This window comes from Pseudomonas sp. 06C 126 (assembly GCF_001855215.1).
GTDB lineage: Bacteria > Pseudomonadota > Gammaproteobacteria > Pseudomonadales > Pseudomonadaceae > Aquipseudomonas > Aquipseudomonas proteolytica.
In genome coordinates this window covers 1-18,640 of sequence record NZ_MIFU01000114.1, presented here as the reverse complement: position 1 = coordinate 18,640, position 18,640 = coordinate 1, and the positions used below count along the sequence as shown (strand labels likewise).

Annotated in this window: 22 protein-coding genes; 16 read left to right on the top strand and 6 right to left on the bottom strand. The window is 61.6% G+C overall.

Features of this window, described 5'->3' with window-relative positions; genetic code table 11:
* Positions 1 to 193, bottom strand: a 193-nt coding sequence (locus BHC62_RS28755) for a hypothetical protein (protein WP_218124034.1), incomplete at its 3' end; no start/stop codon positions are given.
* Positions 194 to 236: 43 nt separating this feature from the next.
* Between BHC62_RS28755 and rhtA the strand changes: the two genes are divergently transcribed.
* Together rhtA and BHC62_RS22465 are read left to right on the top strand one after the other, a co-directional pair.
* Entirely contained in the window at positions 237 to 1,124 is an 888-nt protein-coding gene (gene rhtA / locus BHC62_RS22470; RefSeq protein WP_070996204.1) for a threonine/homoserine exporter RhtA, read from the top strand.
* A gap of 169 nt (positions 1,125 to 1,293) precedes the next feature.
* A complete protein-coding gene (locus BHC62_RS22465; protein ID WP_029300660.1) occupies positions 1,294 to 1,575 on the top strand; it encodes a hypothetical protein in 282 nt (93 codons plus the stop codon).
* Positions 1,576 to 1,579: 4 nt separating this feature from the next.
* Here BHC62_RS22465 and BHC62_RS22460 read toward each other — a convergent pair whose 3' ends face one another.
* Entirely contained in the window at positions 1,580 to 2,140 is a 561-nt protein-coding gene (locus tag BHC62_RS22460; RefSeq protein ID WP_070996203.1) for a TetR/AcrR family transcriptional regulator, read from the bottom strand.
* Between the two features lie 90 nt (positions 2,141 to 2,230).
* On the opposite strand from BHC62_RS22460, the gene BHC62_RS22455 reads away from it, so the two are divergent.
* Positions 2,231 to 2,962, top strand: a complete 732-nt coding sequence (locus BHC62_RS22455) for an SDR family oxidoreductase (RefSeq protein ID WP_070996202.1) — start codon at positions 2,231 to 2,233, stop codon at positions 2,960 to 2,962.
* Positions 2,963 to 2,998: 36 nt separating this feature from the next.
* Positions 2,999 to 3,589 carry a 2-hydroxychromene-2-carboxylate isomerase gene (locus BHC62_RS22450; RefSeq protein WP_029300656.1) on the top strand — a complete coding sequence of 197 codons (591 nt, stop codon included), beginning with the start codon at positions 2,999 to 3,001 and terminating at the stop codon, positions 3,587 to 3,589.
* A gap of 45 nt (positions 3,590 to 3,634) precedes the next feature.
* On the opposite strand, the gene BHC62_RS22445 is transcribed toward BHC62_RS22450, so the two are convergent.
* The 3 genes from BHC62_RS22445 to BHC62_RS22435 form a co-directional block, all read right to left on the bottom strand.
* Positions 3,635 to 5,443 (bottom strand): aminopeptidase P family protein, encoded by a 1,809-nt coding sequence (locus BHC62_RS22445; protein WP_070996201.1) that lies wholly within the window; start codon positions 5,441 to 5,443, stop codon positions 3,635 to 3,637.
* Positions 5,444 to 5,480: 37 nt separating this feature from the next.
* Positions 5,481 to 6,641, bottom strand: coding sequence for a cysteine desulfurase family protein (locus BHC62_RS22440; protein ID WP_070996200.1), 1,161 nt, complete (start codon positions 6,639 to 6,641; stop codon positions 5,481 to 5,483).
* A gap of 222 nt (positions 6,642 to 6,863) precedes the next feature.
* On the bottom strand, positions 6,864 to 7,133 hold the full coding sequence (locus BHC62_RS22435; RefSeq protein WP_029300653.1) for a hypothetical protein: 270 nt from the start codon (positions 7,131 to 7,133) through the stop codon (positions 6,864 to 6,866).
* A gap of 254 nt (positions 7,134 to 7,387) precedes the next feature.
* Here BHC62_RS22435 and ssuD point away from each other — a divergent pair, with 254 nt between their 5' ends.
* From ssuD to BHC62_RS22420, 3 genes are all read left to right on the top strand, one after another.
* Complete coding sequence (gene ssuD / locus BHC62_RS22430; RefSeq protein ID WP_029300651.1) at positions 7,388 to 8,533, top strand: FMNH2-dependent alkanesulfonate monooxygenase; 1,146 nt, start codon at positions 7,388 to 7,390, stop codon at positions 8,531 to 8,533.
* A gap of 63 nt (positions 8,534 to 8,596) precedes the next feature.
* Positions 8,597 to 9,784 (top strand): acyl-CoA dehydrogenase family protein, encoded by a 1,188-nt coding sequence (locus tag BHC62_RS22425; RefSeq protein WP_070996205.1) that lies wholly within the window; start codon positions 8,597 to 8,599, stop codon positions 9,782 to 9,784.
* Positions 9,785 to 9,792: 8 nt separating this feature from the next.
* On the top strand, positions 9,793 to 10,896 hold the full coding sequence (locus tag BHC62_RS22420) for a sigma-54-dependent Fis family transcriptional regulator (protein WP_070996199.1): 1,104 nt from the start codon (positions 9,793 to 9,795) through the stop codon (positions 10,894 to 10,896).
* On the opposite strand, the gene BHC62_RS22415 is transcribed toward BHC62_RS22420, so the two are convergent.
* Positions 10,885 to 11,250, bottom strand: a complete 366-nt coding sequence (locus BHC62_RS22415) for an antibiotic biosynthesis monooxygenase (RefSeq protein ID WP_029300646.1) — start codon at positions 11,248 to 11,250, stop codon at positions 10,885 to 10,887. The genes BHC62_RS22420 and BHC62_RS22415 overlap by 12 nt on opposite strands.
* Before the next feature lie 194 nt (positions 11,251 to 11,444).
* Here BHC62_RS22415 and BHC62_RS22410 point away from each other — a divergent pair, with 194 nt between their 5' ends.
* The 9 genes from BHC62_RS22410 (at position 11,445) to BHC62_RS22370 (ending at position 18,330) form a co-directional block, all read left to right on the top strand.
* On the top strand, positions 11,445 to 11,900 hold the full coding sequence (locus BHC62_RS22410; protein WP_029300644.1) for a VOC family protein: 456 nt from the start codon (positions 11,445 to 11,447) through the stop codon (positions 11,898 to 11,900).
* Positions 11,901 to 12,167: 267 nt separating this feature from the next.
* Positions 12,168 to 13,376: a PepSY domain-containing protein gene (locus BHC62_RS22405; protein WP_029300642.1), complete on the top strand. Its 1,209-nt coding sequence runs from the start codon at positions 12,168 to 12,170 to the stop codon at positions 13,374 to 13,376.
* Positions 13,376 to 13,915, top strand: coding sequence for a hypothetical protein (locus BHC62_RS22400; RefSeq protein ID WP_029300641.1), 540 nt, complete (start codon positions 13,376 to 13,378; stop codon positions 13,913 to 13,915). The genes BHC62_RS22405 and BHC62_RS22400 overlap by 1 nt, the downstream gene beginning before the upstream one ends.
* Positions 13,912 to 14,241 (top strand): hypothetical protein, encoded by a 330-nt coding sequence (locus BHC62_RS22395; protein WP_029300639.1) that lies wholly within the window; start codon positions 13,912 to 13,914, stop codon positions 14,239 to 14,241. The genes BHC62_RS22400 and BHC62_RS22395 overlap by 4 nt, the downstream gene beginning before the upstream one ends.
* Positions 14,238 to 14,813, top strand: a complete 576-nt coding sequence (locus tag BHC62_RS22390; RefSeq protein ID WP_070996198.1) for a DUF6162 family protein — start codon at positions 14,238 to 14,240, stop codon at positions 14,811 to 14,813. The genes BHC62_RS22395 and BHC62_RS22390 overlap by 4 nt, the downstream gene beginning before the upstream one ends.
* A gap of 34 nt (positions 14,814 to 14,847) precedes the next feature.
* Positions 14,848 to 15,768 carry a metal ABC transporter substrate-binding protein gene (locus BHC62_RS22385; RefSeq protein WP_029300635.1) on the top strand — a complete coding sequence of 307 codons (921 nt, stop codon included), beginning with the start codon at positions 14,848 to 14,850 and terminating at the stop codon, positions 15,766 to 15,768.
* On the top strand, positions 15,765 to 16,511 hold the full coding sequence (locus BHC62_RS22380) for a metal ABC transporter ATP-binding protein (protein ID WP_070996197.1): 747 nt from the start codon (positions 15,765 to 15,767) through the stop codon (positions 16,509 to 16,511). Before BHC62_RS22385 ends, BHC62_RS22380 begins: the two co-directional genes overlap by 4 nt.
* Complete coding sequence (locus tag BHC62_RS22375; RefSeq protein ID WP_003208998.1) at positions 16,508 to 17,407, top strand: metal ABC transporter permease; 900 nt, start codon at positions 16,508 to 16,510, stop codon at positions 17,405 to 17,407. The genes BHC62_RS22380 and BHC62_RS22375 overlap by 4 nt, the downstream gene beginning before the upstream one ends.
* Complete coding sequence (locus BHC62_RS22370) at positions 17,407 to 18,330, top strand: metal ABC transporter solute-binding protein, Zn/Mn family (protein ID WP_070996196.1); 924 nt, start codon at positions 17,407 to 17,409, stop codon at positions 18,328 to 18,330. Before BHC62_RS22375 ends, BHC62_RS22370 begins: the two co-directional genes overlap by 1 nt.
* The last annotated feature ends 310 nt before the right edge of the window (positions 18,331 to 18,640 follow it).

Sequence of the window (18,640 nt, the reverse complement as noted above, 5' to 3'; positions counted from 1 at the left end):
TCTCGCATAACTCATTGTTTACCAAGGAGTTTTCCGTTTCGACTGCGCCGGAAGTGGGGCGAATTATAGACAGATATAATTCGCCGTCAACCGTTAATTTGGTTTTCCTATCGAAATACTCAAAGCCCTTCGCTCTACAGATAGCACGCACAAATTTGAGCAATATATTGCCCATTCCGAACCAGTTGATCATCATAGTGGCTTCTGCCTTTATATGACCTGGACAAACACCCCCAATGACCACCTCATCCCGCAGCCTGGGCTCCGCACTTTTCCCTGTCGGGCTGCTGCTCATCGCCATGGCCTCGATCCAGTCAGGTGCGTCGCTGGCCAAAAGCATGTTCCCGATTGTCGGCGCCCAAGGCACCACTACGCTGCGCCTGGTTTTCGCCAGCATCATCATGCTGCTGTTGCTTCGTCCCTGGCGCGCAAAACTCACCGCCAAGTCACTGCGCACCGTCATCGTCTACGGGATGGCGCTTGGCGGCATGAACTTCCTCTTCTATATGTCATTACGCACCGTGCCCTTGGGAATTGCAGTGGCTCTGGAGTTCACCGGGCCACTGGCCGTGGCCATCTATGCCTCGCGGCGCGCCGTTGACTTCCTGTGGATCGCCTTGGCCATCATCGGCCTACTGCTCTTGATACCGGTTGGTGAAGCCAGTCAAGGCATCGACTTGACCGGGGCGGCCTACGCTTTGGGGGCGGGTATCTGCTGGGCACTCTATATTCTGTTCGGGCAAAAAGCTGGCGCGGACAACGGCGTCCAAACAGCCGCCCTTGGCGTAATGATCGCCGCACTGTTCGTGGCCCCTATCGGTATCGTCCATGCCGGTAGCGCCCTGCTGACACCCGCGCTGATTCCCATCGCCATTGGCGTGGCGATTCTTTCAACTGCCCTTCCCTATACCCTGGAGATGGTCGCTCTGACCCGACTGCCCGCACGCACCTTCGGTACCTTGATGAGTATCGAGCCCGCATTCGGCGCGCTTTCCGGTCTGTTTTTCCTTCAGGAATACCTGTCCCTGGCCCAATGGCTCGCGATCGCCTGCATTATCCTGGCCTCCGTGGGTGCAACGCTGACCATGCGCAGCCAGTCAAAGCCAATCGTCGCGGCAGATTGAGACAGGATTTAACGAAGCTCTGGCATTTGCCGCTCAATTAGGCCATGTTTAGGCCGTAACTCAGTGTCAGTCATGGAGATTTTCGAATAAGGACATCCACGAACGCTACACTTGAGAGCGAGCAAAGCCAGCATCGGGCATTCCAACGGCGCGGCTATTAAGGATGGTAATGAAGCGAATTTTGATAGTGCTTGTCGTCATCGCCCTGGCGGGATGTGCCGCAACCACCAAGACCGAAGTCAAACGCGGAAAGAAAGGGCTGCATATCAACTGCTCTGGCCTGTCCTCCTCCTGGGATCAGTGCTACACCAGCGCAGCAAACTCGTGCGGCAAGAAGGGCTATCGGGTGATCGCCAAGTCCGGCGACAACACCGAAGAGCCAGGTGACTACCCTTTCGGTATCAACCCTGCCGGCTATACCAGCCGCAGCATGATCGTGCTCTGCAAGTAAGTAGTCATGGCTGGGCGATCCTCTGGCTGAGCTCTTTATAGCTCGATGAAAGCACCCGCGCCTGAACGTCCGGGTCAACCATCATTCTAGCCACCACCAGTGCCCCCACGCACTGGGACAACATCGCCCAGGCCAAGCTGTCACTCTCCAAAGTCCGTGCCCAGTTGGCCTGCAACCGACAAATCCACTCTTGCGCCTGTTGGCGTACAGCTATATCAGCACGAGCAATCTCCGCCCCCATGCTCGGCAATGCGCACCCGTCTTGCACCTGCTCCACGTGGGCCATGCTCAAATAGATCTTGAGGCAGCGGTCCAGGCGCTCTCGACTCTGCACCTCCCCTTCCCCCAAACGCGCAAGGCTTTGGCTCAACTCGTGCTCGACGATTGAGCTGAACAACGCGTCCTTGGAGGAAAAATGGCTATAGAACGCCCCTCCACTCAAGCCAATGGCCTTCATCAAACCATCCACGCCAACACTGGCAAACCCTTCTTTTTTAGCCAGGGCCGCGCTGCTCTGCAGGAGCTTATCTCTGGTTTGCTGCTTGTGACTGACTGAATAGCGCATCGCTTCTCCCCATGAATTCACCACCTTGACGCCTGCCGAAGCGTAGCATAACGTGCGTTTAGTTAACGACCGTTTACTAAAGGGTTTCCCATGACTGAAAATAAGAAAATCGTGCTGGTCGTCGGCGCAGGCGACGCTACAGGCGGCGCCATCGCCAAGCGTTTTGCCCGTGAAGGTTATGTGGCCTGCGTCACCCGACGCAGTGCCGACAAACTGCAGCCTCTGGTGGAGAGTATTCAAGCGGCCGGTGGCGAAGCCCACGGCTTTGCCTGTGATGCGCGTAAGGAGGATGAGGTGATCGCGCTGATCGAGCAGATCGAAAGCGAGTTGGGTCCGATTGAAGCCTTCGTGTTCAACATCGGCGCCAATGTGCCTTGCAGCATCCTCGAAGAAACCGCACGCAAATATTTCAAGATCTGGGAGATGGCCTGCTTCTCAGGCTTCCTGAATGCCCGGGAAGTGGCCAAGCGCATGGTGACCCGCCGGCGCGGGACTATCCTGTTTACCGGTGCCACAGCCGGGTTACGCGGCGCCGCCGGCTTCGCTGCCTTCGCCGGCGCCAAGCACGGCATTCGCGCCCTCGCTCAAAGCATGGCGCGCGAGCTTGGCCCGATGAACATCCATGTAGCCCACGTGGTAGTGGATGGCGCCATCGACACCGACTTCATCCGCGACAACTTCCCAACCAAATACGCACTCAAGGACCAGGATGGCATCCTTGATCCAGAGCATATCGCCGACAACTATTGGCACCTGCACAGCCAGCCACGGGACGCCTGGACCTTCGAACTGGACCTGCGCCCCTGGAACGAAACCTGGTAAGCACGCCTACATAACAATAAGCAGCGAGCATCCGACATGAACAAAACCCTGGAATTTTTCTTCGACCTCGGCAGTCCCACCACCTACCTGGCCTACACCCAACTGCCCGGTATCTGTGCTGAAACCGGCAGCCAACTGGTGTACCAGCCGATCCTGCTGGGCGGCATCTTCAAAGCCACCGGCAATGCCTCGCCCATCACCATTGCGGCCAAAGGCCGCTATCTGCTGCAAGACCTGGCACGCTACGCCAAGCGTTACGGTGTTCCCCTCAAGTTCAACCCGCACTTCCCCATCAACACCCTGACACTGATGCGCGCCGTCACCGGCATTCAACTACGCCAGCCAGAGCGTTTTATCGACTTCATCGACTGCCTGTTCCGAGCGTTATGGGTGGATGGACGCAACCTGGGGGATCCGGCAGTGGTAGCAGCGGTCTTGGCAGAACACGGCTTTGACCCTGCCCAGGTACTGGAACTGGCCCAGGATGAGGCAGTAAAGAACGCCCTCAAGCACAAGACCGAAGAAGCGATTGCCCGTGGCGTGTTTGGTGCGCCTAGCCTGTTTGTCGGTCAACAGCTGTTCTTCGGCCAGGATCGCCTGGATTTTGTCCGCGAAGCCTTGAGTTAACACCAGCATCCTGCTCGCAGGCCCAGACCTGCGAGCAGTCAGCCCTTATATCGCGGCCGTACGCACTTGCAACCACTCAAGCGCGGCGCCACTGAGCAACGGGCTCAAGCGTTGACGCACCTCAGCGTGGTAGTCGTTGAACCACTGCCGCTCCTCGATCGTCAACAATGACGGTACCAGGCAACGGGTATCGATCGGGCACAGAGTCAGGGTTTCGAACTTGAGGAACTCACCGAACTCGGTCTTACCCGCCTCCCGGTTCAACACCAGGTTCTCGATACGCACCCCCCAACGCCCCGGACGATAAGTACCCGGTTCAATGGAGGTAATCATTCCCGGCTGCATCGCGGTGTGCGGCGCGGCCGCAGCCTGGTAGGCAATCACCTGCGGGCCTTCATGGACATTGAGAAAGTAGCCAACCCCGTGACCGGTGCCATGACCGTAATCCACACCTTCGGCCCAGATCGGCGCACGGGCGATGGCGTCCAGCAACGGAGAGAGAATGCCCTTGGGAAATTGCGCGCGCGACAGGGCAATCACGCCCTTGAGCACACGGGTGCAATCGCGCCTCTGCTCTTCGCTCGGCGTGCCGATTGGCACCATGCGCGTGATATCAGTGGTGCCGCCCAGGTACTGGCCACCTGAGTCGATCAACAGCAGGCCATCACCCTCGATCACCGCGTGCTCTTCTTCCGTGGCGTGGTAATGGGGCATCGCGCCATTGCCGTTGAACGCGGCGATGGTATTGAAACTCAGCGACACATAATCGGGGCGCCGGGTTCGTGCGGCAGTCAGGTGTTCATCGATCGTCAGCTCAGTGATGCGCTCGCGCCCCAGGGCCGAGTCCAGCCAGGCGAAAAACTCGCACAAGGCCGCGCCATCCTGTTCCATCGCCCGGCGAATATGCTCGGCATCCGCCAGGCTTTTGCGAGACTTGGCCAGCGTGGTCGGGTTGAGCCCTTCCACCAGCTTGACGCCACTGCCCAGGTTATCCAGCAACCCGGCAGTCACGCGTGCTGGATCCACCTGCAGGCTGGCACCGTCCGGCACTTCAGCCAGGGCCGCCGCCACTTCACTGTAGTCACGCAGTGTCACGCCATCCTGTTCCAGCACCCCACGCAACGAGGCATCGACCTTGCCGAGGGCAACAAATAGCGTTGCCTGCTGCTGGTTGATCAGGGCGAACGACACAAACACCGGGTTGAACGAAACATCTGCACCGCGCAGGTTGAACAGCCAGGCAATGTCATCCAGGGTGGCAATGAAATGCCAATCCGCGCCTTTGTCCTTCAGGCTGGCGCGCAGTGCCGCGAGCTTTTCGCCTCGGCTGACGGTGGCCTGGGGCGGCAGGTGCTGGTAGATCGGCTGGTTTGGCAGCTCCGGACGGTCAGTCCAGACCTCACTCAACAAATCGATATCAGTACGCAGGCGAGCGCCACGCTCCGCCAACTTGCTGCCCAGGGTGCGGGCCGATGCAACGGCCATCACCGCGCCGTCCACTGCCACTACCCCACCTTCTGGAGTGTTCTCACCCAACCATTCCAACGGGCCGGGCTGCCCCGGTTGCAGCTTCACCAACTCAATACCGCTGCCGCCCAGCTCCTTGCTCGCCTGCTCCCAGTAACGGCTGTCAGCCCAGACACCGGCAAAATCAGCGGTGACGATCAGCGTGCCTACCGACCCATGAAACCCCGACAACCACTGCCGCCCCTGCCAGTAGCCCGGCAGGTATTCGGACAGGTGCGGATCGGCCGATGGCACCAGCAGGGCATCGATGCCCTCGCGCTGCATCAACTCGCGGGTATGCGCCAGGCGCTGGGGAACCGTTCCATGGGTCAAAGGCTGCGTACTCATCTTGTCTCCTGCTAACCACTAATAATTTTTATATGTTTCAAACCGCCCAGAAGGCCGGTGCGCTGGCCAGCGAGCTCTTGATCAATTGCACCGCCTGATCGATATCCTGCTCGGTGGTGAAGCGCCCCAAGCTCAGGCGAATGGTGCGACCGGCGCTGCGCGCATCATGCCCCAGGGCAAGCAATACATGGGACGGCGCATTGCTTGCCGAATTACAGGCAGAGGTCGCCGAAAACGCGATACCGGCGCTCAAGGCCGCCGAATTGAACTCACCCTCGCTGAACGTCAGGCTCAAGGTGTGGGGAATACGCTGGGTGGCACTGCCGTTCAGGCGCACGCCGGGGATAGCCAGCACTTGCTCCAGCAGACGCTGGCGCAGGGCGACAATCCCCGCCGACTCTTCAGCAAAAAATTGCCCGGCCAACGCAAAGGCACTGCCCATGCCTGCAATCTGGTGGGTCGCCAGGGTACCCGAGCGCAGCCCACCTTCATGACCACCCCCGTGGATCTGTGCGGTGACGTTCTGCTGCGCCCGCGGCCCGACATACAACGCACCGATGCCTTTGGGGCCATACAGCTTGTGTGCAGAAAACGACATAAGGTCGACCGGCCAGCGCGCCAGGTCGATCTCGACCTTGCCCGCCCCTTGCGCCGCATCCACATGCAGCAGTGCGCCATGCTCACGCACTCGCGCGCCAATGGCCGGGATGTCGTTGAGCGTACCCAGTTCGTTGTTGACCAGCATCAACGACACCAGGAACGTGTCTTCACGCAGTGCCTGGCTGACCGCCTCGGCGGTGATCAGGCCATCGGCGTCCGGCACCAGGTAGGTCACGGCAACCCCGGCCTCCTGCAATTGGCGTGCGGTGTCCAGCGTCGCCTTATGCTCGATCTGGCTGGTGATGATATGACCACCGGCCACGCCCCGCGCCTGGGCCACGCCCTTGAGCGCCAGGTTGTTGGATTCGGTGGCGCCCGAGGTCCAGACGATCTGTTCGGGCTGGGCGCCGACCAGCTCCGCCACCTGCCGACGCGCCTGCTCGACCGTGTGCCGGGCCTGTTGGCCAAACGCATGGGAGCTGGATGCGGGGTTACCGAAATTGGCATTGAAACCCAGGCACTCGACCATGACCTGGATGACCCGCTCATCCACCGGCGTGGTGGCGGCGTAGTCGAAATACAAAGGACGTTTATTCATGACGTTTAAAGACCCGCAGAGCATGTTCCCGAGATCAGCGTCCCAGGGGCAGCGACCAGTACAGAGATCGTCAGGTTAACCCGATCGGATGCCGTTAAAGAATTGAAAAGTGCGTAGGAACGCTCCTGAAATTGAGCTTAACAGGCTCGATGAAAAGGATGGAAAACAAAAAGCCCGAAGTTCCTGCGAAGAACTTCGGGCTTGGGACCACAGCCAACGCTTTTAGCTGGGACGGTCATGCAACATCACGTTGCGCTCTGCATTCATTTCACCCTGGCGATCAAAGCCAAAAGGTGTCTGTGGCTGGGCAGACAGCTCGGCTTTCTTCTGTTGATATTCGTCAAACGACAAGCCACGGCGGTTAAGCCCTTCCATCGCCAACTGCCTGGCCTCCTCGGCGGTGTAGGGGCGCAACTCGGGTGCCGGAGGGGAGGCACAACCGGCAAGCAAAGAGGCAACCAGCAACAAGGCAACAGTGAGGTAATGGTTCATGGCGAAGGTCCTGCGAATCGGGCGTCAAGGCAATGAACACAGGCTACTCCCACGCCTTTGCAGGGAAAAATCATCCGCTGTGATAGTCGCTATCAGCCAATCCGACATATTCCTTATGGATCTATAAATAGAGAAATACGTTCGTTTACGGAATAAACCAGACGTTCTATAACGGTCCCCCAACGCCGCAACTGTTGTTTCCACAACTGTTGGCCGGGCAACACTCTCTGTTGAACATCGCTCAAGGACTTGTCATGGATGTTTTCTGGTTTCTTCCGACCCATGGCGACGGCCATTTCCTGGGGACTACCCAGGGTGCACGCCCAGTCACCCTCAACTATCTGAAGCAAGTAGCCCAGGCCGCCGACAACCTCGGCTACCACGGCGTGCTGATTCCCACCGGCCGCTCCTGCGAAGACTCCTGGGTGATTGCCTCGGCACTGGTGCCCTTGACAGAACGCCTGCGCTACCTGGTGGCAATCCGCCCGGGGATCATCTCGCCCACCGTGTCCGCGCGCATGGCCGCCACCCTCGACCGCCTGTCCAACGGCCGCCTGCTGATCAACGTGGTGACCGGCGGCGATCCCGATGAAAACCGCGGTGACGGCAGCTTCCTCGACCACAGTGAACGTTATGAGGTGACCGATGAATTCCTCAAGATCTGGCGTCGAGTATTGCAAGGCGAGTCCGTGGACTTTGAAGGTAAACACCTGAAGGTGCAGAACGCCAAGGCCCTCTACCCGCCGGTTCAGAAACCTTACCCTCCGTTGTACTTCGGCGGCTCGTCCGATGCAGCCCACGATCTCGCCGCCGAACAGGTCGACGTGTACCTGACCTGGGGCGAACCGCCCGCAGCCGTCGCCGAGAAACTCGCCGATGTACGCGAACGTGCGGCGCGCCATGGTCGCACCGTCAAGTTCGGCATCCGCCTGCATGTGATTGTGCGCGAAACCGAAGACGAAGCCTGGCAGGCAGCAGCCAAGTTGATCGAACACATCAGCGACGAGACCATTGCCGCCGCGCAAAAATCCTTCTCGCGCTTTGACTCCGAAGGCCAGCGCCGCATGGCCGCCCTGCACGATGGGCGGCGCGACAACCTGGAAATCGCCCCCAACCTGTGGGCCGGCGTCGGCCTGGTACGCGGAGGCGCCGGCACCGCGCTGGTAGGCAACCCACAACAAGTGGCCGAGCGGATCAAGGAATACGCCGACCTGGGCATCGAGAGCTTCATCTTCTCCGGCTACCCGCACCTGGAAGAAGCCTATCGCTTTGCCGAGCTGGTATTCCCGCTGCTGCCCGAACCCTACGCCAGCCTGGCCGGACGCGGCATCACCAACCTCACCGGGCCGTTCGGCGAAATGATCGCCAACGATGTGCTGCCTGCCACCGCAAAAGCCTGACCCACCTTTGTAGGAGCCGGCATGCCGGTGCCTACAGCGCATGTGATTTTTCAGGAGCACCGCGTGCCAGCCAAACCCCATAGCGTCCTGCCATCCCCTTTGCAAACCGCCAAGCTGCTGGCCGCCGAGTTCGCCCTCAGCGCCGTAGAGCGTGACGAGCGCGGCGGCACGCCCAAGGCCGAGCGCGATGCCCTGCGCCACAGTGGCCTGCTGGCACTGAGCATTCCCACCCAGTACGGCGGCCTTGGCGCACGCTGGAGCGAAACCCTGGAGGTCGTGCGCGAGTTCGCCAAGGTCGACAGCTCCATCGCCCACGTCTTCGGCTTCCATCATCTGATGCTGGCCACCGTGCGCCTGTTTTCCCGCCCGGAGCAATGGCAGCCCTGGTTCGAACAGACCGCCCGCAAGCACTGGTTCTGGGGCAATGCCCTCAACCCCCTGGATACGCGCACGGTGGTCAAGGACTTTGGCGGCTGGCGCGAATTCTCCGGAAAAAAGAGCTTCTGCTCCGGCGCCAGCGACTCACAGATGCTGATCGCCTCGGCAGTCGACGAAAGCGCCGGCGGCAAGCTGCTGATCGCCGCCATCCCCAGCGCACGCAGCGGCATCACCGTGCACAACGACTGGAACAGTATCCGCCAACGCCAGACCGACAGCGGCAGCACCAGCTTCGAGCGCGTCAGGGTCGAAGAGTCGGAACTGTTGCTGGACCCCGGTCCCCTGAGCACGCCGTTCGCCTGCCTGCGTCCGCTGATTGCCCAACTGACGTTCACCCAAATGTTCCTCGGCATTGCCGAAGGCGCGTTTGAGGAAGCGCGTAACTACACCCTCGCCGAAACACGGCCCTGGCATAAATCCAGCGTCCAGGATGTGCGTCAGGACCCTTATGTGCTCAGCCACTACGGCGAATTCTGGGTCGCACTCGAAGGCGTGCGCCTACTGGTACAACGGGCCGCCGAGCTGCTGGACCAGGCCTGGGCCAAGGGCCCTGCCTTGAGCGAACACGAGCGCGGGCAACTGGCGATTGCCATCGCCACGGCCAAGGTCGCCGCCACCCGCAACGGCCTGGAGCTGTGCAGCCGTCTGTTTGAGGTCACCGGCGCCCGCTCCACCCACGCCTCGCTGCGCCTGGACCGCCACTGGCGCAACCTGCGCACCCAAAGCCTGCACGACCCGGTGGACTACAAACTCCACGAATTGGGCGACTGGGCCTTGAACCAGTCCCTGCCGACGCCAACGTTCTATTCCTAGAGGTGCCCATGCAGCTTTTGACCCTACCGCCCTCGCCCGCCCTCGCCACGTCGATTCGCGCCACCGCGCAAGTCTTCGAAGACCCCAAGTCCCAGGCCCTGCTCGCGCATATCCAGCAAGTGGCCCCCAGCGAAGCCAGCGTGCTGATCATCGGCGAAACCGGCACCGGTAAAGAGCTGGTGGCCCGCCACATCCACAACCTCAGCGCCCGGCGCAACCGGCCCTTCGTGGCGGTCAATTGTGGGGCCTTTTCCGAATCCCTGGTGGAAGCGGAGTTATTCGGCCATGAAAAAGGCGCGTTCACTGGCGCCCTCAGCGCCAAGGCCGGCTGGTTCGAAGAGGCCGACGGCGGCACCTTGTTCCTCGATGAGATCGGTGATCTGCCCATGGCCATCCAGGTCAAGCTGCTGCGCGTCCTGCAAGAGCGCGAAGTGGTGCGCCTGGGCTCACGCAAGAGCATTGCCATTGACGTGCGGGTACTGGCGGCGACCAATGTGCAACTGGAAAAGGCCATCAACGCCGGGCATTTCCGTGAAGACCTGTATTACCGCCTGGACGTGGTCAGCCTGGAACTGAGCCCGTTGCGCGAACGCCCCGGCGACATCCTGCCCCTGACCCGCCACTTTATCGACGCCTACAGCCAGCGCCTGGGCTACGGCCCCATCACCATCAGCCCCGAGGCCGAGCAAAAGCTCAGGAGCTACAGTTGGCCGGGCAATATCCGCGAGTTGGAAAACGTCATTCATCACACCTTGCTGATTTGCCGCAACGGTGTGATCGAGCGCGACGACCTGCGCCTCTCGAATATGCGCATCGAGCGCCAGGACGACAGCCAGCACGGGGTCGACAATAGTGCCGAAGCCTTATTGGAGCGGGCCTTCCAGAAGCTGTTTGACGAACAGGCCGGCGCACTCCATGAGAAGGTCGAAGACGCGCTGCTACGCGCCGCCTACCGTTTCAGCCACTACAACCAGGTGCACACCGCCAACCTGCTGGGCCTGAGCCGCAATGTCACGCGCACACGCCTGATCAAGATCGGCGAACTGGCGGTCAACAAGCGCCGCCCCGGGGAAAACCTGCAAGGCGAACGCATGTTGCATCTATCGATATAAGTTGCACGCCAGTGCATTGTCGGCGCTGCGCTCTATGCTGCGCAGCACTTGGAATGAACCGAAGGTCACGGCCGTGGCCTGGTGGGCGCAAATCAAGGTCCAGAAGTCCCCGCCCTCGCACTCCAGGCGATTGAACGCCGCATCGCCATCTTCGCGGGTCTGCCATTGCAGGTAGTTGAGCACGCGCCGTCCATCATCACTGACCTGCACACTGGCACTCAAAAAACCCTCATGGCCTTGGGCCAGGCGCTCGGTCTGCTCAGACAGCGCCGACACCAGGGCGGACTGCTGGCGAGGCTCGATCTGAAACTCGATTAATTGGGTAAACCCATGACTTTTCGCGCAAGTCTGCATGACAAATCCCCTTTAGTTGTAGGTGCCGTGCAGGGTAAGACCTCTAGTTAAGTCAAGGTCAAGCCTCTGTTCGAGAAAATGTTCAGGACGCCGTTACAGCGCGGTCGTCGGCTGCCAGGAGGCGACGAAAAACTTGGCCTATAGTGAGGAAACCGGAAAAACCGGGCCCCTGAACAACCATCAAGGAGAGCGAAATGAGCGTCAAACCTATCCCCGAGGGCTATCACAGCATCACGCCCTACTTGGGTATCGACAAGGCCGCTGAAGCCATCGAGTTCTACAAGAAGGCCTTCGGTGCCACCGTTGTCATGCGCCTGGATATGCCCGATGGCAAGGTCGGCCATGCCGAGCTGCGCATTGGCGACTCGCCGATCATGCTGGCGTCACCCTGTGCCGAAATGCCGCTTGGCACGCCTGGAGAGCATCCTGCCAGTGTTGGCTTGCACCTCTATGTGGCGGACGTCGACGCGCAGTACAAACAAGCGATCGCGGCCGGCGGTACAGGCATTTGCGAACCCGAGGATCGGTTCTACGGCGATCGCTCGGGCACAGTGAAAGATCCCTTCGGGCATGTCTGGTTCCTTGCCACCCATACCGAAGAACTGACCGAGGAACAGATCCGCCAGCGCGCCAAGGAGCTGTTCGCCTAACCCCAATCACCTGTAGGAGCCGGCTTGCCGGCGAAAAACCCGAGAACAATAGCAACAGGTAACCCGCGTAATCGTTGGAGATTTTCGCTGGCAAGCCAGCTCATACAGGTGTTTGTTGCACATTGGAAACATTTGCTTTCATTTCCGCCTTAGGGTTTTGCGATTCTCATCCGTCTTAACTTAGATACAGCCCGTCGCGTAAGCAAAAGCTACGACCGGCCTTTCCCGGGCCTTTTCTGCCCCCCTCCGATCAAGACCCTCCTAGACATGTCGAAGAAGTCACGCTCCAAACTCTGGTTTCTCGTACACAGCTGGCTGGCATTGCCCATCTGGTTCTTCGTACTGATCGTCTGCGTCACCGGGACCCTGGCGGTGGTCAGCCAGGAAATCGTGTGGCTGGCCAACCCGGAAATGCGCGCCAGCAAGCCGTCGGACGATGCCGAACTGCTCACTTACGACCAAATCCTGGCTGCGATCAAGCAGGCCGAGCCCAAGGCCATTGTCGAGTCCATCGTCCGTCCGGACGAGTCGCACTTTGCCCTCGACGTCGACATCAGCTACCCCGATGGCCGCTCCGTGGCGGTCTACGTCAACCCGTATACGGGGGTCATCCAGGGCATCAGCCCATCGTTCAACTTCCGCCAGTTCACCCGCGCCCTGCATGGCTGGTGGCTGGTGCCGTTCACCAATGGCTTCAGCTGGGGCTGGTACCTGGTGTCATTCCTCGGGTTGCCGATGCTCGCGTCGCTGGTCACTGGCCTGGTGGTGTACAAGCGGTTCTGGAAAGGTTTCTTCAAGCCCACCCTGCGTTTCAAGCACGGCGCGCGGATTTTCTGGGGGGATTTCCACCGTCTGAGCGGCATCTGGTCGATCTGGTTTATCGCGGTGATCTCCATCACCGGCACCTGGTTCTTGATCCAGGCGATTCTCTCGGACAACCAGATCACCATCTCCAGCGAGGCCGTCGTGCCGGTGATCGCCCGGGACAAAGTACCGTTGTCGGCGCCTGGCGTACCGCCACCGACGATCGCGCTGGACGATGCCATCAACATCGCCAGCCAGCGCATCCCGGGGTTCGACGTCAGCTTCGTCGGCCTGCCGAGCAATGCCTACAGCCACCTGAGTATCGGCGGCCGCGGCTGGTACCCGCTGATGTTCCAGACCGCCGATATCAACCCCTACAACGGTGAAATTGCCGCCACACACCTGCTGTCCGACCGCTCGGGCCTGGAGTTCGTCACCGAGTCCATGCGCCCGTTGCACACCGGCGACTTTGGCGGGATCTGGATCAAGCTGGTCTGGTTCTTCTTCGGCCTGTTGCTGAGCATGATGGTGCTCAGCGGTCTGTTGATCTGGAGCAAGCGCACCGCCCTGGCTACGCTGCACGCTCTCAAGCGCAGCAGCAAGGCTACGCGCAACCCTGCGCCAGGCAACCCCATCGGCGCCCTGCAGGCTGAAACTTCGGAGGGCAAGTAATGAGCAAGGCCACCACCGTACAAGCGCCCTCGCCGCTGCGCGCCTTCTGGCTCAAATGGCGGTTCCACATCAATATCCTGTTGTTGCTGGTACCCCTGGGCTTTATGCCCAAGTACTTTGCCGACGCCGCGCTGTTTCGCGGCGACGCCGGCCTGGGCGAGCGCGAGATAGGCGAGGTGCAGGTCGGCCCATGGAGCATCACCCTGGCTGAGCTACGCAATGAAGCGCCCCGCCCCAATCCGGCCGGGCCGATGAAGTCCTTCAATGCCGCCCTGTGCGCCACCTGTGGCGATCAGGTCAAGGCCACTTACCTGCGCATCGGCAAACCCCGCAGCCTGCGGGCCGCCGGAGTGATTTTCTTCGGTACCCCGTACCGCATGGGCGCCGCCCTGCCAATCCCCGAACGCACCCCGCCCGACGCCGAACTGTGGATCACCATGGAAGGCTGGGACGGCAGCATGCAACAGGCTTCCATTCCCTTGAGTCAGGCTTCGCCTGCCACTGTCGCCTGGTTGAACAAGCAAGGAGTCAAACCATGAACCTACTGCGCCTGACCCGCACCTGCGCCGTGCTGGCCCTCAGCCTGGGTGCGAGCAACTACGCCCTGGCCCACAACCCGATGTGCGAATGCAAGGAAATCCCCGGCGAGCAGATCCAGTGCACTGGCGGCTTCTCCGATGGCAGCGGCGCGCCTGGCGTGACCCTGGATGTGATCGGCTACGACGAAACCATCCTGGTGCCCGGCAAGCTGGGGGCCGACTCGACGTTGACCTTCAAGAAACCTGCCAGCGAGTTCTACGTGCTGTTTGACGCCGGTCCCGGCCACGTTGTCGAGATCGACCAAGCGGATATCCAGGCACCATGACCCGCGTGAGCCCAGGCAACACCCAGGTTGTCCGGCCGGCCGGTGCCGGCCACGAGACCCTCTACGTCCTGTTGCTGTGCTTGATCATCCTGGCCGTCGCCGGCACCGTGGTGTCGCTGCATGGCGAAACCCAGGAAGTCGCGGCCGTGCCCAGCCACCAACTGGACGCCCGTCGCGACTTGAGCGCCGCCGAGCAAGGCATCTACGCCGACCTGCGGGTGACCCTGGATGAAATCCAGTTGCTGGCGCAGGAACAAAGCGCGCTGCCGACGCCCGCGCAACTGGCCGAAGAAGGCTTCGCGCCCTTCGCCCAGGACGCCAGTTCGGTCAGCCGTGGCGACCACCGCTGGCAGTTGTTGGCGCCTTCTGCGTACCTGGGCTTGAGCCAGGCCAATGACACCAGCGGTTCACTGCTGATGCGCGTGAACGGTAGCGAGCCGGATATCTGGCTCAACCGCAGCGCCAGTCTGGCTGCCCCCACCGACCTGAGCGACCAGGGGCTGATCGCCGCTGGCTGGCAGCAGGTCATTGCGCAATTCGACGCTGGCGTCACCCGCCAGCATCGCCACTGAATTCACGCTGTCTCCGAGAGAAGATCGATTACCCATGTCTATGTCATCTCCCTTGCTCCGCCTGCTGCTGGTGGGCCTGTTCAGCGTCTTGCTGACCCCACTGGCCAATGCCGAGGCGGCCAAGCGCCTGCGTATCGGTATCACCCTGCACCCTTACTACAGCTACGTAGCAAATATCGTCGGCGACAAGGCCGAAGTGGTGCCGCTGATTCCGGCCGGCTTCAACCCCCACGCCTACGAGCCACGCGCCGAAGATATCAAGCGCATTGGCACCCTGGATGTGATCGTGCTCAATGGCGTCGGCCATGATGACTTTGCCGACCGCATGATCGCCACCAGCGAGCGCCCGGACATCCCGGTGATAGAAGCCAACGCCAATGTGCCGTTGCTGGCGGCCACCGGCAACGCGGCCCGTGGCGCCGGCAAGGTGGTCAACCCGCACACCTTCCTGTCCATCAGCGCCTCCATTGCCCAGGTCAACAACATCGCCCGGGAACTGGGCAAGCTCGACCCGGACAATGCCAAGACCTACACCCAGAATGCCCGCGCCTACGGCAAGCGCCTGCGCCAGATGCGCGCCGATGCCCTGGCCAAACTCACCAGCGCGCCCAACGCCGACCTGCGCGTGGCCACGGTGCATGCCGCCTACGACTACCTGTTGCGCGAGTTCGGCCTGGAAGTGACCGCCGTAGTGGAACCGGCCCATGGCATCGAGCCAAGCCCGAGCCAACTGAAAAAAACCATCGACCAACTGCGCGAACTGGACGTGAAGGTGATCTTCTCGGAGATGGATTTCCCGTCCTCCTACGTCGATACCATCCAGCGCGAGTCGGGGGTCAAGCTGTACCCGCTGTCGCATATTTCCTACGGTGAATACAGCGCCGAGAAGTATGAAGTGGAAATGACCGGCAACCTCAATACCGTGGTCCGCGCCATTCAGGAGTCGGGGGCATGACGGCGGCTGAACACCTGAGTGTGGCCAGCATCGGCCCAACGATTGAATTCGATAACGTCTCGCTGACCCTGGGCCGTACCGCGATCCTCGATAACGTCAGCTTCCAGGTGCAACCGGGCAGTATCCACGCCCTGGTCGGCCCCAACGGCGGCGGCAAGAGCTCGCTGATCAAGACGCTGCTGGGGCAGACCCCGCACCAGGGCCAACTGAGCCTGCATTGGCCGGGAACTCCCGGCACCATCGGCTACGTGCCCCAGGCCTTGGAATTCGACCGGGGCCTGCCGATGACCGTCGATGACTTCATGGCCGCGATGTGCCAGCGGCGCCCGGCGTTTCTCGGCCTGTCCCGGCATTACGCCGGCGCAATTGGCGAGGCGCTGGAGCGCGTGGGCATGCAAGACAAGCGCAAGCGTCGCATGGGCGCGCTGTCCGGCGGTGAGCGCCAGCGTGTGTTGCTGGCCCAGGGCTTGATCCCGGCGCCGCAACTGCTGGTGCTCGATGAACCGATGTCGGCCCTCGACGAAGCCGGGATCCAGGTGTTCGAGCGCCTGCTGGGCGACTGGCGCCGGGCCCGGATCACCGTGCTGTGGATCGAACACGACCTGGAGGCTGTCGGTCGCCTGGCGGACCGTGTCACCGGCCTGAACCGCCGCTTGCTGTTCGACGCCACGCCCAAAGAGGCACTGACCCCGGAGCGCCTGCTGACGCTGTTTTCCACTCACCCACGGAGCGCAGCCCAATGAGCTACGAAGCCTTTCGCTTGATGGTCCAGGGCTGGGCCTCGTCCGGCTACCTGCCCGAAGCCCTGGCCTATGGGTTTGTGGTCAACGCCCTGCTCGCCGGCCTACTGATCGGCCCGGTGCTGGGTGGCCTGGGCACGCTGGTGGTGGTCAAGCGCTTTGCGTTCTTCTCCGAAGCTGTCGGCCACGCCGCACTCACCGGCGTGGCCGTGGGCATTCTGCTGGGGGAACCCTACACCGGGCCTTACGGCAGCCTGTTCGGTTACTGCCTGTTGTTCGGCATCCTGCTCAACTACCTGCGCAACCGCACCGGCCTGGCCCCCGATACGCTGATCGGCGTGTTCCTCTCGGTGTCCCTGGCGCTGGGCGCAAGCCTGTTGCTGATCCTGGCGGGCAAGATCAACGTACACATCCTGGAAAACGTGCTGTTTGGTTCGGTCCTGACCGTCAACGGCAATGACCTGCTGGTGCTGGCGATTGTCGGGGCACTGGTGATGGCCCTGGCGCTGCCGCTGTACAACCGCATCATGCTCGCCAGCTTCAACCCACAGCTGGCCGCCGTGCGTGGTGTGGCCGTGAAGACCCTGGACTACCTGTTCGTGATCCTCGTGACCCTGATCACCGTGGCGGCAGTCAAGGTCATCGGCGCGATCCTGGTGGGTGCCCTGCTGGTGATTCCGGCCGCTGCGGCGCGCCTGTTGAGCCAGTCGCTCAAGGGGTTCTTCTGGATCTCGGTGGTGATTGCCACGGTCAGCACCCTGTGCGGGATTCTGCTGCCGATCATCTTCGACCTGCCCATCCCGTCCGGTGCCGCGATCATCCTTGTCGCCGGCATCGCCTTCGCCCTGGCCGCCATTGCGCGCGGCACGGTCCCCAGCCTGAAAGGGAATCTTGGATAATGCGCCCTGTTCTACGCCCCCTGGCCCTGGCCATCGCTTGCCTGATCAGCCCTGCGCTGCTGGCAGCCGCCCCTGCCAAACCACTGCCGGCCGCCGCCCAATCGGCCAAACCGGTCAAGGTCCTGGCGGCCTTGCCCGTAACCTACGGCCTGGCCGAAACCCTGCTCAAGGGCACCCAGGTCAAGCTTGAACGCGCAGCCCCGGCCAACCTGCCGGGTTCGCGCCAGACCTCCTACTTTACCGGCCGCGGTGCGCCGGCCCTGCACACCCTGGCGCTGGACGCCGACGCCGCGATCGGCCTGCGTTCGCTGTGGCCGGATGACCCGCTGTACCCCGTGGCCCGACGCAGCAATATCCGCATCGTCGAAGTGGACGCCGCGCGCCCGGTAGACGGTGGTTTGCCGGGCGTGGCCCTGCAACCGGGGACGGTGGATGGCCTCAACAGCCAGCCGTGGCAATCGAGCAACAACCTGGGGCGCATGGCCGATGTCATGGCCGCCGACCTGAGCCGCCTGGCGCCTGGCGCCAAGGCACAAGTCGACAGCAACCTGGCCAGCCTCAAGCAACGCCTGCTCAAGCTCACTGCCGACAGCGAGGCACGCCTGGCCCAGGCCGACAACCTGAGCGTGGTCAGCCTGAGCGATCATTTTGCTTATCTGGTGAGTGGGTTGAACCTGGAGTTGGTCAGCACCGATCCGCGACCGGATACCGAATGGTCCGCCGAGGCGTTGCAAACATTGACGACCAGCCTGAAGGACAACGACGTGGCACTGGTACTGCACCATCGTCAACCGACTGAGGCAGTGAAAACGGCCATCAGCGCGGGGGGATCGAAGCTGCTGGTGCTGAGCACTGACGGCGCAGACCCGGTGGCGGAACTGGAAGGGAATGTGGATCAGGTGATCAAGGCGTTGGCGCCCTGAAAGCACTGCAATACCTATGTGGGAGCGGGCTTGCCCGCGATGGCGGTGTATCAGTCAACTAATGTATCGACTGACACTTTGCCATCGCGGCATAGGTATCTACACAACTCGCGCTTCTGAGTATGTGTACATATCCGTTGCCGCGGTCGCGGCGGGTATGGGTTCCGCCCTTACGGCGGCTCACTTTTGAACAGCGCAAAAGTAAGCAAAACGCTCTTGCCCCACCACTCGGTGCCTCGCCTAGGCTCGGCATGCCCGCAGTCAGGCATTGCTCCGTGGGCCCGCCGCGATCGGCCATCCATGGCCGTGT